General features: G+C 38.6%; 12 protein-coding genes and 1 tRNA gene. 5 read left to right on the forward strand and 8 right to left on the reverse strand.

The genetic code is table 11. The features are described from left to right. Nucleotides 1-3: 3 nt before the first annotated feature. Nucleotides 4-699: a fibrillarin-like rRNA/tRNA 2'-O-methyltransferase gene (locus D1868_RS04365; protein ID WP_156005925.1), complete on the reverse strand. Its 696-nt coding sequence runs from the start codon at nt 697-699 to the stop codon at nt 4-6. A gap of 6 nt (nt 700-705) precedes the next feature. Continuing rightward, entirely contained in the window at nt 706-1,935 is a 1,230-nt protein-coding gene (locus tag D1868_RS04370; protein WP_156005927.1) for a C/D box methylation guide ribonucleoprotein complex aNOP56 subunit, read from the reverse strand. A 60-nt stretch (nt 1,936-1,995) separates the two neighbouring features. Between D1868_RS04370 and D1868_RS04375 the strand changes: the two genes are divergently transcribed. Genes D1868_RS04375 through D1868_RS04390 form a run of 4 tightly spaced genes read left to right on the forward strand, consistent with a single transcriptional unit; the run spans nt 1,996 to nt 6,523 of the window. Next, nucleotides 1,996-2,151, forward strand: a complete 156-nt coding sequence (locus D1868_RS04375) for a 30S ribosomal protein S30e (RefSeq protein ID WP_156005929.1) — start codon at nt 1,996-1,998, stop codon at nt 2,149-2,151. A gap of 32 nt (nt 2,152-2,183) precedes the next feature. After that, complete coding sequence (gene gatD, locus D1868_RS04380) at nt 2,184-3,527, forward strand: Glu-tRNA(Gln) amidotransferase subunit GatD (protein ID WP_156005931.1); 1,344 nt, start codon at nt 2,184-2,186, stop codon at nt 3,525-3,527. Further along, nucleotides 3,505-5,409, forward strand: a complete 1,905-nt coding sequence (gene gatE, locus D1868_RS04385) for a Glu-tRNA(Gln) amidotransferase subunit GatE (RefSeq protein WP_156005933.1) — start codon at nt 3,505-3,507, stop codon at nt 5,407-5,409. Before gatD ends, gatE begins: the two co-directional genes overlap by 23 nt. Nucleotides 5,410-5,464: 55 nt before the next feature. Beyond that, nucleotides 5,465-6,523 carry a hypothetical protein gene (locus D1868_RS04390; protein WP_156005935.1) on the forward strand — a complete coding sequence of 353 codons (1,059 nt, stop codon included), beginning with the start codon at nt 5,465-5,467 and terminating at the stop codon, nt 6,521-6,523. Here the strand turns inward: D1868_RS04390 and D1868_RS04395 are convergent. From D1868_RS04395 to acs, 3 genes are all read right to left on the reverse strand, one after another. Further along, a complete protein-coding gene (locus tag D1868_RS04395) occupies nt 6,485-6,892 on the reverse strand; it encodes a transcriptional regulator (RefSeq protein WP_156005937.1) in 408 nt (135 codons plus the stop codon). The two genes, D1868_RS04390 and D1868_RS04395, sit on opposite strands and share 39 nt — an antisense overlap. Before the next feature lie 62 nt (nt 6,893-6,954). Next, on the reverse strand, nt 6,955-9,438 hold the full coding sequence (locus tag D1868_RS04400) for an adenosylcobalamin-dependent ribonucleoside-diphosphate reductase (protein WP_156005940.1): 2,484 nt from the start codon (nt 9,436-9,438) through the stop codon (nt 6,955-6,957). A gap of 128 nt (nt 9,439-9,566) precedes the next feature. Next, complete coding sequence (acs, locus tag D1868_RS04405) at nt 9,567-11,504, reverse strand: acetate--CoA ligase (RefSeq protein WP_156005942.1); 1,938 nt, start codon at nt 11,502-11,504, stop codon at nt 9,567-9,569. A gap of 101 nt (nt 11,505-11,605) precedes the next feature. Here acs and D1868_RS04410 point away from each other — a divergent pair, with 101 nt between their 5' ends. Beyond that, a complete protein-coding gene (locus D1868_RS04410; RefSeq protein ID WP_156005944.1) occupies nt 11,606-12,169 on the forward strand; it encodes an acetate uptake transporter in 564 nt (187 codons plus the stop codon). 47 nt (nt 12,170-12,216) lie between these two features. Here the strand turns inward: D1868_RS04410 and D1868_RS04415 are convergent, their stop codons facing one another. The 3 genes from D1868_RS04415 to D1868_RS04425 form a co-directional block, all read right to left on the reverse strand. Continuing rightward, complete coding sequence (locus tag D1868_RS04415) at nt 12,217-12,630, reverse strand: hypothetical protein (protein ID WP_156005946.1); 414 nt, start codon at nt 12,628-12,630, stop codon at nt 12,217-12,219. A gap of 272 nt (nt 12,631-12,902) precedes the next feature. Then, nucleotides 12,903-12,989 (reverse strand) — tRNA-Arg (locus D1868_RS04420). Nucleotides 12,990-12,993: 4 nt separating this feature from the next. Continuing rightward, the gene (locus D1868_RS04425; RefSeq protein ID WP_156005948.1) at nt 12,994-14,868 is read right to left on the reverse strand and encodes an arginine--tRNA ligase; all 1,875 of its coding nucleotides are present in this window, start codon (nt 14,866-14,868) and stop codon (nt 12,994-12,996) included. Nucleotides 14,869-14,911 lie beyond the last annotated feature (43 nt).

Below are 14,911 nucleotides of genomic sequence, written 5' to 3' on the forward strand. Positions count from 1 at the left end.
GTTTCACTTAAGTCTCGCCAATACCATCGCGTGATCTTTGTCGTAAGGGTCTAGTTGAATTACTTCGATCACGTCGAATCCTTTTTCTTCTAATTTTTTAACCTCACTCTTATAGATTTCTTTGGGATCTTTAGTTACGTCTATACTTCTGGCCTTTATTGCCATCATTAGATAACCTTTATCCTTCAAGAAAAACTCAGCATTATAAATTGCTATATCGGTCTCATTTGGCTGTGCGATATCTACATAAACTACATCAACATCCTCAACTAGAGCCCTATAGTATTGTGGAAATCTAGCATCTGCCAAAATAGGGAATAAATTAGGTCTGTGCTGGGCAACCAGAATAAGTTCCCTGACTACTCTAGGAGAGAACTCAACAGCATAAACTTTACCTTGCATTTCAACAATATCCGATACGTGACTTGGAGTTGTTCCTGAAGCAGCTCCTAGATAAAGAACCTTTGTATTCCTTGTTATTGGATTGTGTTTAAGCCCTTTCTGAATTGCTCCTGCAAGCTTACTTCTAAAGGAGTTCCATTCCCTATATTCAATACCGTTTACTTTGATCAATCTCTCGCCGTAAACATTATGGCCTGGTGCTAGATTCTTCGTACAAAGCCTTATAGTCCCGTCATTATATACGCACTCGTAGATGTTATCAAACTCGCTTTTCTGAACCTTGACTGCTTCTGACATAATTTCTCACTCTCGCTTGTTCTTCTTTTTTCTCTTTTCATCCTTTTTACCTTTTTGTTTCGGCTTAGGTTGTTGCTCCTGAACTTTTTTAGGTGGAGGCTGAGCATACTTTGTCTTAATCTCTTCGATCCTCTTCTTAAGTTCCTCATTTAACTTGTCACCAATGAACCTACCGCTGAACTGATCTACTCTAGCAGCTATTGCTAACTTTGCTGCTAAAGCTCTAGCAATTTTACCCCTCTGCCATCTGGGGGATGTGTGAATATCAGGATATTGAAAGATAACACCGTGCTTTGGTGGTCTACCTTTCTTTCTTAACGCCCTAAAGAGTGCTTTTTCAGCTCCTAAGACTTGTATAGTACTTGCTGGCATTTTAGCTAAGTCCTCAAGACTTCCTGCTAAACTTAAAAGCCTAGCACCCAGAGTAGGCCCCACAAGTGCAGTTATATTTGGAGCAACTTCTTTCATTACCGACTCTATGTAATCAGTTAGCTCTCTTCTAATTCTATATAACTCTAAGACAGTATCACTTAGCATTCTAACTGACTTAATATCTACATCTGTAATATCTGCTCCAATACTTTTTTTAGCCGCAGTAAGAAGTCTCTGTGATTTCTCTTTGCTTAATCCCAATTCTATCAGTCCTTCCTCATTTATCTCGTCCCTATAGCCGAACTTGGAAACTATTGACGCATATAATTCATGATCATCAATTAAATTATCCAATTCTGGGAAATGGATACTGTACCATTCCCTTAATCTCTCGGAGAATAAGTTGATAGTCTTATCTATATCATCAATTGCTCTTATAGCCTGAATCGCTAGTAGATCCCTTTTACTTGCTGCACCCCTTAATTTCCTTCTCGTATATTCAAAGGATACCTCATACAAGAAGGAGTAAAGTTCTTCTTCCGATGAGACAAACTTAGTTTCTAAAGCTACTTTAGGAAGAGATTGTCTGAAAGTCTTACTTCCAATATTATGAATTTCTACTGATGCCTTCACTCCACTCTTTTGAAGTTCTGGTATTTCAGCCTCATTCTCAACTACAACCTCGTCTGGCCTTAACTTACTTATTAATTCTTTTGCTGAGGGTAGGGGGGTTCCCTTCTCGTTTTCTATAAGAGCTTCCACAACCTTTCCTAAATCTTTAGGATTTAGTACGTAATCTAATAGCTTCCCTTGCTCGTCATATGCAAAGGATCCTATCGCGTGCTCTACTAAGTATATTTTCATCAATTATCAAACCCATTATTTAACATTTAAGTTTAAATTTTTCCTTTACTCATTTTATTTATGCCATCCCACGGTTCATTAACAAAGGCTGGTAAAGTAAGGAACGCTACACCTAAAATGCCTAAAAAGGAGAAGCACAAAGAAGTGCCGAGAGTTAGGAACAAGCTAGAGTACGAGAAGAGAGTACTTAAGGCATCACAAGCTAAAGCTAGGTAAAGATTTTTAGTCCCAGTTTTTCTCCTTTTATTATGTCTGAAACTTACGCAGGTAAGGCACTTGATTTTTTAAAGAAATTTAACTTACAAGAAGGGGATACCATAGAGCTTACAAAAAATGGGTTAATACTAAAAGGAATTATAATGCCCTCTTACTCTTCATCTGATGACATTTTAGTCATAAAACTTGATAACGGATATAACATCGGTATATCCGTAGATAGTATATCCGAAGTTAAGCTGATAAAGAGAGGAGAAAAAAGAGAGGAGAAAAAGACAGAGGAGAAAGCGGTTAAAGACAAGAGTGAAGTTATCATAATCAGCACTGGAGGCACTATAGTAAGCAAAATAGAATACGATACCGGTGCTGTAAGACCTGCTTTAACAACTGAAGAGATTCTTAAGTTCATGCCTGAGATAAACGAGATAGCTAAAATTGACGCAAAAGTCTTGTTTTCCATACTTAGTGAGAATATGAAGCCTGAATACTGGATAAAAATAGCAAATGAAGTAAAGAATGCTTTAGATAAGGGAGCAAAAGGGGTAGTTGTCGCTCACGGAACTGATACTATGGCTTACACAGCATCAGCTTTAGCATTCTCGCTTAAGAGCCTAACCGGACCGGTAGTTATGGTAGGGTCTCAGAGGAGTAGTGATAGACCAAGCAGCGACGCGCCTATAAACCTTTTGACTTCCGTTCTGGTAGCAAAAGATGCTCCGTTTGCTGAAGTTACGGTTAATATGCATGGGGAATCATCCGATACTTACACCTTAGTCCACAGAGGTGTAAAAGTTAGAAAAATGCATACAAGTAGAAGAGATGCATTTCAAAGTGTTAATGACATTCCATTGGCTAAGGTGTATTATAGGGAAAGAAAAATAGAGATTCTCAGAGACGATTACATAAGGAAGAAGGACGCTAACGAAGTAGACGCTAAGTTCGACCCTAACGTCTTCCTATTAAAGTACTATCCTGGTCTATCGCCGGATATAATCGATTACTTAATGAATAAGGGTGTAAAAGGTATTATAGTCGAGGGAACTGGTTTAGGGCACACATCTTCCGAATTTTATAATGCGTTCAAGAAAGCTACTAAGGACGGTATATTCGTAGGGATGACTTCACAGTGCTTGTTCGGGAGGGTAAATATGAACGTTTATACTACGGGAAGACTCCTTCAGGAAGCTGGGGTAGTACCTTTAGAGGATATGTTACCTGAAACAGCTTTGGTCAAGCTCATGTGGGTTTTAGCTCATGAAACAGACTTAGATAAGGTTAAAGAGCTTATGCTCACTAATTTTGTAGGAGAAATTAATCCGATTCACGTTCCCGAAATGTATCCCAGGTGGTATCATGACAGAATTAGATTACAGTAAGTTAGGGTTAAAAGTAGGATTGGAAATACATCAGCAATTAAATACCTCTCACAAACTATTCTGCAACTGTGATACATCTCTAAATGAAACATTTCATGCATCATTAGAGAGATATCTAAGACCCTCATTCAGCGAGTTAGGAGAAGTAGATATAGCTGCTTTGTTCGAGTGGCAAAAAGGTAAGAAATATGTTTATAAGTTACCAAAAAACTCATGCCTCGTCGAATGCGATGAGGAGCCCCCTCATTTGATCAACGAAGAGGCTTTGGGCATAGTCACGGCCATAGCCCTTTCACTCCACAGTACGTTAGTTGACGAAGTTTACGTAATGAGGAAAACAGTTATAGATGGCTCCAATACTTCCGGCTTTCAGAGAACAGCTATTATAGCTTTGGGAGGATACATAGAAGTAGATGGTAATAAGATAGGTATACAAACAATAGCCCTAGAAGAAGACGCATCGAGAAAAATAAGTGATAATAAAGATGAAATCGTCTACAACCTAGATAGGCTAGGCGTACCGTTAATAGAGATCTCCACGGCCCCGGACATACATACACCAGAACAAGCTGAAAAGGTAGCCTTTGCAATTGGTCAGCTGTTGAGAATGACCGGAAAAGTAAAAAGAGGAATAGGGACAATAAGACAAGACCTGAACGTATCTATTCAGGGTGGAGTTAAGACTGAAATCAAGGGAGTTCAGAGATTAGAGCTCGTCCCGGAGATAATAAGAAACGAAGCGAGGAGACAGTACGAGTTATTAAAGATCAAAGAAGAGCTAACTCAGAGGAGAGGAGTTACTAAAGAGTTGATTCTTGAAAATTATAAGCCTACAGACCTAACTTCGATCTTTGCTTCCACAAATAGTAGACTGGTAAAGAAAGAACTGGAAAAGGGAGCTTTAGTCTACGGAGTTAAGATACCTAAGTTTAGAGGGATTTTCGGCTGGGAACTAATGAAAAACAGAAGATTCGGAACGGAAGTTGCAGACTACGTGAGAGTTTTATCAGGTCTAGGGGGGCTATTTCACTCAGATGAATTACCCAATTATGGAATATCTAAGGAAGAGGTAGACAAGGTAAAGAAAGCATTAAATGTAAGTGAAGAAGACGCTTTCGTACTGGTAGTCGGGGATAAAGCTAGGTTACAACTGGCTCTCGATACGATAAGAGACCGTATTCTACATGCTCTGGAAGGGATCCCAAAAGAGACGAGGGCAGCTCTCGAGGACGGGACTACAAAGTTCATGAGACCTCAGCCCGGTTCAGCCAGAATGTACCCAGAGACAGATATACCACCTAGAAAAATAGACTCTAAGATAATAGAATTAGCAAAGAATTTTATGCCTGAGAAGCCTGAAATTAAACTGAAAAAGTTTATGGATCTAGGGTTAAGTAAAGAGCTTGCTACTGCGATGTTAAATAGTACTAAAATAGACCTTTTTGAAGAGCTTGTGAATAAATATTCTCCTAAAGTTTCTCCATCAGTGATTGCCTCAGTATTGGAGGTCAACTTAAAGTACGTAAAATCTAAGGGAGGAGATATATCAATAATTACTGATGACGTATTAGAGTACATGATAAAGTTACTTTACGAAGACAAGATAAGTAAGGACTCAATTCCTGAAATATTGCTAGAATATTCCTTAACGAAGGAAGATATAAATAAACTCGTGGAGAAATATTCTAAGATTAGTGATGAACAACTGGAGAAGATCGTAGATCAAGTAATCCAAGAAAATATAAGAATTATCGAGGAGAAAGGGGATAAAGCATTTAATGTCATAATGGGTAAAGTAATGTCCAAAGTTAGAGGTAAAGTGGAAGGCAAGAAAGTGGCGGAAATAATATCGAAAAGAATGAAGAATTACCCCCGATCCTGAATTTATGATGAAAAGGCATTTGTCGGATCTCTTAAGATGATGAGCTTGACCGCTTATGAAACCAAATGATTTGTTAAAGGTAGCCGCTGATTACCCATTACCTTCTTTTCCTATAGTGGAATTAGAAGAAAGAGACTTAAACATAGAACAGCTTCCACAATTGTTAAATTATCTTAGTCCAGAAAAAATATTCTGGAGGGAATATGCTAAAATAATCGGACCTGACGGGAGTTCGATAACTACTACTAGTCTTAGAAATACTACTGAACTTGTATACGTTAGGACACCGATCAAGAAAGAACAGAGAGGCTGGGACTTTAAGATCGACAGTGAAGTTTTAGTAGGATTAATCCGAGATCTAATAAATTGTAAAGAGGGAGAGAGCTATTTTAATCCTTCTCCTTGGACAAGAAAGGATTGGTTAGAAGGTAAAAAAGTCATTATGGAAAGTGGAGAGCTGACAACAATCGGCGGTTTAAAGTTGAGAGAACATGAACTAGACAAGAAAACTCCTCCGTTTTCAATAGATATACCCTTCTATAACCCCACCTACTATTATATGAACCCGTTTATACTAAATTTTGACGAGAAAGTAGAAGGAAAATCTAATTTCTTCTCTGTGGAACTTCATAAAGCAATAACCTTTGCAGCTGCATCAGAGATCGTACTGTTTAAAGACAACAGATCACTAAGAGTTGAGGGTAGCTCAGAAGTAATAATAACTAAAAGTACCACGTGGAAAGAAGCCAAACCGTATGAACTAGTGTGGAACTTAAAGGTTCCAATTATACACTTAGACTGTAAACCGCCTTTTAATCTCTCTCTTTATAAACTATATCCTAGCGGCATCGTCCCGTTTCTCTTTAAATACAAGAATTACGAACTTACTTTGGGATTAGTAAACCTAAATGACGAGCCCGTAATCGCTAACTTGATCTTATCAGCTAGAATTTCTTCCGCATCTATACTTAATGGAAAAGGAAATGAAGTTGAGAAAATAGAACCTGAGTTCGACAGAGTTAAAATACCTATTCGGAAAAACGGTATAATTTATGTAAAACTCACCCTCAGAAAATTACTTGAAAGTTTTCTCAAGCGAAAAATCATAAGTTGAAGATAGAGTCTCTATTATACAATGCGACATCTGATAACCTTGTTTACTCAGTACTCTTTTTCCTTCAGCACACAACACACAATAATATGATGATATTGAAGCAATATCTTTTCCGTTCTTAGATAAAATAATCCTTATAAAACCTTCTATCATTTCCATAAATTTCTTATCCTTTTTCAGAACATCCTTTATTGCATTACCTCTTCGCTTCTTTATATAATTCTCTACAGCTGCCGGCGTTAAACCCATTAATTCCGCCGTCTTGTAGATCGAAACGTTATTTTCAACAACTAGTTTCTCAGCCATCAAAGCCCTAACAGCAGGTAAGATCTCTTTAACCGAATACTCACAAGGTAATGTAAGTTCCAAACCTTCTCAAGAATATGATATATCGTCATAATTAAAAAATATTAATATTATAATTCTTCGTTTTACAACTCACAAGTCTTACAACCACCACTATAAGTTTCTGATACTTCTACGTATTTACTTATCCTAAGTGAGGAGGGTAGAGGAGATTGTATCTTCTTTTCCTCTTTCATCTTTTTCTCAGCTTCCTCCCTTTCCTTCTTTATTCCGAAGTAAATTACCTGCTGCGACTTACTCCTATCTCTGTAAACAGTAACACCCTTAATACCCAACTTCCAGGCTAGTAAGTACACTTTCTCAACAGTTTGTGGCGGTTCTTCACTCCTTAGGTTAATAGTCTTTGAAGTACCACTATCATTCCACTGCTGCCACGCAGCTTGATGTAACAAGTGGAACTCTGGAGAAACCTCATGTGCTGTCCTAAACACTTTCCTCATACTCTTTGGCATAAATGGATTATCACCTATCATACCAGTTTCAGCAACTTTCTTAACGACCTCTGGATCATCAAGCTCATATTTCCTTAAATACTGAAGGAACAACGGGTCTATTTCAATAAACTTACCAACAGCAACGTTCCTAACAAATGCTAAAGCAAACAGTGGTTCAATTGAGGAAGAAGTACCAGCTATTATTGATATAGTACCAGTAGGGGCAACTGAAACAACTGTAGCATTCCTCAGACCGTATTTAAGCCTATCTGCCTTCAACTGATCAAAGTCAAGTTTATCAACAATCTCAGTCATTTTTCTAACTTCAGGACTCACCCTACCTTCGTCAACTGTTGAAAGTAACTGTTCAAACGGTAATGCACTCTCCCATATGTCCTTGTAACGCCTTGGATCATAAGCCGGGAAAACGCCTTTCTCCTTAGCCAGCTCTATTGAGGTTTTGAAAGCGTGATAATAGATGAACTTGGCTAGCTGGTAAGACAAATACACAGCATCTACACTGTCATAAGGTATACCTAGTTTGATAAGCATTCTAGCCAAACCCATAACACCTAATCCAACTTTCCTCGTCCTCTTTGTAGCCTCTTCTATTTGCTTAAGCGGATAACGGTTAGCATCAATTACATTATCTAAAAGCCTTACAGCATAGCGTATAGTTTCAGCTAAGCCTTCCCAATCTATTGTCGGCTTACCATCCTTCTCTATTACGAACTTCTCTAGGTTAATTGAACCCAAGTTACAGCTTTCCCAAGATAGTAAAGGCTCCTCACCACACGGGTTAGTAGCCTGTATTTTACTGAGGTACCACACCGGATGCCTCCTGTTGATAGTGTCGATGAAGAGTAGACCGGGATCACCACTGTCCCAAGCACCTTTAACAATCTCGTTAAATAGTTCCTTAGCATTTACCCACTTCACTATAGCCCCCTCTTTTTCCGCAATAACTAAAGCCTCATCCACGGTGATAATTACGCTTTCATCTAGGTAAACAGACCCTCCCCTCTCCTCCAACTCCCTGAGTATCTCCTCTTGTATCCATTCCTCATCCATATACCCCCTAGCCTTAACTATGTAGTAATCGTAATCCTTACCTGGAATCCTAGTCTTTCTTGGGTTAATTAAAGGAACAACCTCACCCCTCTCCACTGCTTTCATAAAGTAATCATAAACACCAACTGATATGTTGAAGTTCTGTAATTGCACGTCCTTTAACTGGCCAGTCTTAGCCTTAATGAAGTCCTCTATATCAGCATGCCAAACATGCATTACTCCCATATTTGCACCCCTCCTCTTTCCTCCTTGCTTTACTACATCAGTAGAGACGTCAAAGATCCTCATGAATGAAATTGGCCCTGAGGCTACACCAGCCGTTGATGCAACTACGTCTCCTTTTGGTCTTAGTTCTGAGAAGTCAAAACCAGTACCTCCTCCTTGTTGATGAACTACAGCCATTGCTCTTAACGCGTCATATATTCCTTCACCGTTAGGAGTAGTCATCGAGTCCCTAACTGGTATTACGAAACAAGCTGAGAGAATACCAAGCCTAGTACCACTGTTCATCAGTGTAGGCGTGTTAGGTAAGAACTTGAGTTCCGACATTATCTCGTAGAACTTCTCCTCCACTTCCTTACTCTCACCCCTCGCTAGAAATGATGCTACCCTTCTAAACATCATTTGTGGGGTCTCAATGTATCGTAATGTTTCAGGGTTCTTAAGCAGATATCTAGCCTCCAAGACTTTCAACGCGTTATATGTTAATAATAAGTCCTTTGGGTCAAACTCCTTCCACTTACCCTTGCCATAGACGTGATTATAAATCCTCGCCAACACGTAACGTTTAGCAGTCTCCATCAACTCTGGATAATCTAACGAGTGCTCTATTAGATTCCTTTCAACAATATCCGCTATAGTCCTACTATCTATTGCGTTATCCTTTGCGTTTTGAGCTATGTCGTTAAGTATCCCATCAATAACTACTTCAGGCAGTGACAATTTCAAAAAAATCTTTTCAGCCTTGAACTCCTCAACTGAGTTATTACGTTTGATGACCTTAAGCTTAGCGAGAGAGAGTACACTAATCTGTGCTTTTTGCATTAGTTATCACCTATTCTTCTCAAATGATATAAATAAGTCATAGCCGAATTAACTATGGTATTACCATATAACAAAACTTAAAAAGGTAAGATAAAAAGCCGATTATCGAAAATTAAGAAAAAGTGAGTTTACTGTTGATTCTTCTGACTTTGAATTTCTTTAGAAAATTCCTCTGCGATCTTTTTCAGTTCTTCAACTGATGTTTCGTCCTCTAGTGTAGTCGTATCACCTAATGTTTGCCCAGAGATTACGCTTCTAACAACCCTTCTCATTATTTTCCCTGACCTGGTCTTCGGCAATTTACTTACGAAGTATAACCCACCGAACACTACTATGGGACCTAGGTTATTCCTAACATATTCAATTAACGTCTTTCTCAACTCATCTGAAGGTTGATATCCTTGTTTTAATACTACTGCTGCAACAGCTACCTCTCCTCTGACGGGATCTGGTATACCTATTACGGCTGATTCTGCGACAGCCGGATGTGAAATTAAGACGTCTTCTATCTCCCTAGTTCCAATTCTATGCCCTGCTATCTTCAACACTTCATCTGCCCTTCCCAAAATGTAGAAGAATCCATCTTCGTCCTTTACTGCATAATCCCCTGGATAGTATACTCCTTGGAACTTGGAGAAATATGTCTTTATATATCTCTCTGGGTCTCCCCATACTCCAGCCAACATACCTGGCCACGGTCTCTTGATAACTATATAGCCTTTCTCTCTCGGTTTCGTTGGTTTACCTTCATCATTAAACACGTCAGCATCTACTCCGGGTAGTGGAAGTCCGTTAGCACTAGGCTTAAGCATGTAATTCCCTAATCCTGGAGTTGCTGAAATCATTATACCTCCCGTCTCCGTTTGCCACCAAGTGTCTACTATAGGTAGTTGAGACCTTCCGACGTTCTTGAAATACCATCTCCACGCTTCAGGATTGATAGGCTCTCCTACGCTTCCTAATAATCTCAAACTTGATAAGTCGTGTTTCTTTACCCACTCTTCTCCGTATCTCATTAATGTTCTCACTGCTGTTGGAGAAGTGTAAAATACTGTTACATTATACTTCTCTACTAACTCCCACCATTTATCGGGATTAGGATAGTCTGGAACTCCCTCATACATTAACACTGTAGCACCGTTCTGTAAGGGACCGTAAACGATGTATGAGTGCCCAGTGATCCAACCTATATCTGCAGTGTTGAAGAATACATCTTCGTCTCTCAGATCAAAAACCCACTTAGTGGTTAGGTAAGTCCAGAGACCATAACCGCCATGTAAGTGGTAAATACCTTTAGGCTTTCCAGTTGTCCCAGAAGTGTATAAGATGAATAAGGGATCTGTTGCATCGGTCATTTCTGGCTCTACTTTCTTATAGCCCATTCTCTTTATCAAATCTTGATATAGTACATCTCTTTCTTCATTTAATTCTATCTCTTCATCTCTCTTAATGACCAGAACCTTTTCTACTGTTGGAGTTTGAGAAACAGCTTCGTCTATTATTCTCTTGAGTTCTACCCTCTTACCCCTCCTCATAGTATTCGAAGTAGTTATAACGAGTTTTGCCTTAGCATCATTTATTCTGTCAACTACAGCTTGTGTGGAAAAGCCTGAGAACACTACGCTATGAATTGCACCGATTCTTGCACATGCTAACATTGCAATAGGCAATTCCGGCATTAAAGGAAGGTAGATCAGGACTCTATCTCCCTTTTGAACGCCTAAATCTTGTAGTATTTTCGCAAACCTGTTTACTTCATTATAGAGTTGTGAGTAGGTTAAACTTCTGCTCTCGCCCTTTTCGTTTTCCCAATAAATTGCTACTTTATTCCCCTTAGTCTTTAAGTGACGATCTAAAGCGTTATAAGTTATGTTAACTTTTCCTCCTATAAACCATCTGTAGAACGGTGCATTACTCTCGTCGAGAACTTTCTGGAAGGGCGAAAACCATTCTATCTCTTCAGCCATTTTCCTCCAGAATTTTTCCGGTTCTTCGAGTGATTCTTTGTAAAGTTGTTTATAAGGCGGTTGGTAATATCTCTCCTCAAAAGGTAGGTTTTCTGCCATTATAAATCTCTTTAAGTTTGCCGTAATTTAAATATAAAAGTATTTCTTGTTTTAAAACCTTTCAAAAAATTTAAGTACAAGCTAAAACTGTTAGGTTTGTAATGACGGAAGAAAAAAGAGCAAACCCAGCCCCTCTAGGGCTTTCGGGATTCGCCTTAACTACGTTAGTACTCAGCTCTTTTAACGCAGGGTTGTTATCTGCACAAGGAGAAGGTGTAGTACTAGGGTTAGCCCTTTTCTACGGTGGACTAGCTCAATTAGTAGCGGGAATACTAGAGTGGAGAGCCGGAAATACGTTCGGTTATGTAGCGTTTTTTACTTACGGAGCCTTTTGGGAATGGTATTTGTTTACGGCTATGGGTTTTACCGGAAGCGTAACACCGCAAGGAATAGGCTTAGTATTAATAGCGTTTGGGATATTCACGTTGATAATGTGGTTTGGGACTTTTAGGGCTAATCTATCGCTTTTCCTAACGTTTCTATTTCTATGGATAACTTTCTTCTTGCTAGGTATAGGGTCAATAAATGGTAATCAGTCGTTAATTCACGCTGGAGGTTATATGGGTATATTAACCGCAATAGTAGCGTGGTATACTGGTTTATCACAAGTTATAGCTGAGAGCATAGGTAAGAAGGCTCCCTTAGGTAAAGCTGTATTAAGTTAGATTAATTTTTTGTTATTATTCTTTATTCATTCTGAAGTTTATCTCTGTCAAATATGAAAATCAGTAGAAATGAAGTTTATCTCAAGGTAAGTAAGGAGTGCAAAGAAAACGTAAGCCGAGACCACTTGACTTAACTCATGTTCTTTAGCTTTAACCCTAGCCCACGCTACTAATGCTGTTACAAAATACATGATAACAAAATACTCACTTACGAGAAACAAAAGGACAGTGGAAACACCTGAGAGCGCTGCAACGTGAATGCTTATTTTGTATTTTAATGTAATTAAAAGGATAAGGAAAGAATTTAAAGTATACAAAAGTGCCACATAAAAGAGCAAATTTATTCCATAAATATAAATCAATGCTATCGCAATAAGGTAACCCAGTATTGATAATGTTATTACTCTTCCTCTCTGTTCTCTTCTTGTGACTAATAGATCAGAAACTCTACCTCTTCTCATTAAAATTAAAGTAATTAGAAAAGGTGTAAAAGAGAAAAATATTAGGGATATTAATAGATCTGGTAGGTTTTTACAACGTATTAAGTAGATTATAATAAAACCTAAAGCGGTTGAAACAGAGGGATGAAAAATAAGGGATATTAAGTTTTCAACTCGCATTGTGTTCAGTTTCACTGAACATATTAATAACTACTTTTACCTTCTATGAGATTAAATCAGCAGATTTTTCCTTTCTGTGCCATATATCTTCAAGTTAGCAAAGCCTAGTATAGCGGACCCGCCGGGACTTGAACCCGGGACCGCCGGCTTTCTCCAACCTTCCGCAGGCCGGCGCTCTATCCTGGCTGAGCTACGGGTCCGTATTTACATTCTCTCAAGAGGTTTTATTCCTATCGCATTGAGTCCATTAAATAGAACCCTCTCAACACCTTTGACGAGAAATAGTCTGGTCATTCTCTTTCCCTGATCCTGCTCTTGCAAAACCCTCTCGTTATTATACCATCTATTGAAGGTATCTGACAATTTTTTCAAATAGTCTATTAAGTCTTCAGGTCTCATTTCGTCTGAGGCTTTTGACAATACTTCGGGGAACTTAGCAATCAGTATTAACAGCTTTCTTTTATCTCCTTCGAGGTCTTTCAGGTCAGCTTTCTCTATATCCAATCTTTCATTATTCTTGTATAGAATGTTAAAAGCCCTAGCATATGTGTATTGCAGATAAGGTCCGCTGTTTTGGTCAAAGTCTACTACATTATTGACGTTAAACGTTACTGGCTTATTTGCCGACACCGAAAGGATTGCAAAGCGAATAGCTGCATTTACAACCTCTCCAACGTTTTCCATGTTGCCTCCCTTTTCTTGTATCTTCTTCCTTGCTACCTCCTCAACTTTTTCTATTATCTCGTCAAGTGCGATAAACCTCCCTAATCTACCGCTCATCCTCATGCCTTGTAAATTGACCATCCCGTACGAGTAGTGTACTAAATTCCTAGCGTATTTTGTGTACCCTAGAATGTATAGAGAAGCTCTTAACTGCATCTGTGGGATGGCTTGTTGCTCCGCTATTACATTAATTACCTTGTCCGCCTCGAATACGTTAAATTTCCGTATTGTATATGCTATATCCCTTGTGGTGTAAAGAGAAGTTCCGTCGGATCTAACCAAAACTAATGGCGGTAGTTCAAGCCCAATAGGTATAGACAGTTCTTCCTTTTCCTCTTTGCTTAGCTCAAGGCTAAGTGCTTTAGTACCCTTATAATCGATAGACTTACTTAAGGCTTCGCTCACTATCTTACTTACTTCCCCGTTCCACAACAAGTCACTTTCATAATCATATGCATCGAACGTGATGTGAAGTTTTGACAGACTTTTTTCAAACGCGTTCAGATTGTATTTCACTATCTTTCTTATTACCTCTACTATCTTTTCATCGCTTTTGCTTTCATATTTCCTGATTATATTTTGTATCTCTGCCTCTAAATCTTCTATTTTGTTTATTTCATCTGCTAATTTGTTAAATATATCGGGATACCTCTCCTGCTGTTGGGCTGCAATAGCTACAAGTTCGTCAAGCCTCTTCACTTTTTCTTTGTATTTTTCGTCATCGTTGTTTTTCAACAAACTAAGTTCCTTTTTTATGCTTTTAATTTCTATCAAAACATTAGTTATTGAATAAATTGTTCCAAACCAATGATCAGCCTTAACATTAGAGGGTGGTTCAGGTTCTCCAAGCAACATATAGCCCAATGCTAATATAGCGACTTGCCTACCAGCGTCATTTACGTAAAATCTCACGTTAACGTTGTGCCCTCTTAACCTCAGCATTCTGGCTATCGTATCGCCGATAATAGAATTCCTTAAATGCCCTATATGTAAGGGGTGAATAGGATTAGCGCTAGTATGTTCAATTACGATCTTTGAGCCTTTTTCAATCTTTTCTATTCCATAATCGTCCTGAAGATTAGAAAATATAAGTTTGAATAGACTACCCTCGTCAAGAAAGGCGTTTATGTAAATTCCCATCTTCCTAATTTCTCTTATTAACATCTGACCCCTATCAGAGTACTCCTTACCTATCAAAGCCTTATCTTTAGTAACTGCCGGTAACGGTAATGCCAGATCTCCTAAGTCGTCCTTAGTAGGATATTCGATGTTTTTAAATACTTCATCGTAGCTAATACCGAGCTTATCCGATATGAGCTTAGAAAACTCAATCTTTGAATCTCTTATAGGATTCACAAGATGGCATAAAGCCAGTGTGTTTATATCTTTTTCTGAATGA

The sequence above is a fragment of the Stygiolobus azoricus genome, from assembly GCF_009729035.1.
GTDB classification, from domain to species: Archaea; Thermoproteota; Thermoprotei_A; order Sulfolobales; family Sulfolobaceae; genus Stygiolobus; species Stygiolobus azoricus.

Bases quoted from the DNA above. Each gene is read 5' to 3' on its own strand.
- D1868_RS04365 (WP_156005925.1), bottom strand. From the start codon at position 699: ATGTCAGAAGCAGTCAAGGTTCAGAAAAGCGAGTTTGATAACATCTAC.
- D1868_RS04370 (WP_156005927.1), bottom strand. From the start codon at position 1,935: ATGAAAATATACTTAGTAGAGCACGCGATAGGATCCTTTGCATATGAC.
- D1868_RS04375 (WP_156005929.1), top strand. From the start codon at position 1,996: ATGCCATCCCACGGTTCATTAACAAAGGCTGGTAAAGTAAGGAACGCT.
- gatD (WP_156005931.1), top strand. From the start codon at position 2,184: ATGTCTGAAACTTACGCAGGTAAGGCACTTGATTTTTTAAAGAAATTT.
- gatE (WP_156005933.1), top strand. From the start codon at position 3,505: ATGACAGAATTAGATTACAGTAAGTTAGGGTTAAAAGTAGGATTGGAA.
- D1868_RS04390 (WP_156005935.1), top strand. From the start codon at position 5,465: ATGAAACCAAATGATTTGTTAAAGGTAGCCGCTGATTACCCATTACCT.
- D1868_RS04400 (WP_156005940.1), bottom strand. From the start codon at position 9,438: ATGCAAAAAGCACAGATTAGTGTACTCTCTCTCGCTAAGCTTAAGGTC.
- acs (WP_156005942.1), bottom strand. From the start codon at position 11,504: ATGGCAGAAAACCTACCTTTTGAGGAGAGATATTACCAACCGCCTTAT.
- D1868_RS04410 (WP_156005944.1), top strand. From the start codon at position 11,606: ATGACGGAAGAAAAAAGAGCAAACCCAGCCCCTCTAGGGCTTTCGGGA.
- D1868_RS04415 (WP_156005946.1), bottom strand. From the start codon at position 12,630: ATGAGAAGAGGTAGAGTTTCTGATCTATTAGTCACAAGAAGAGAACAG.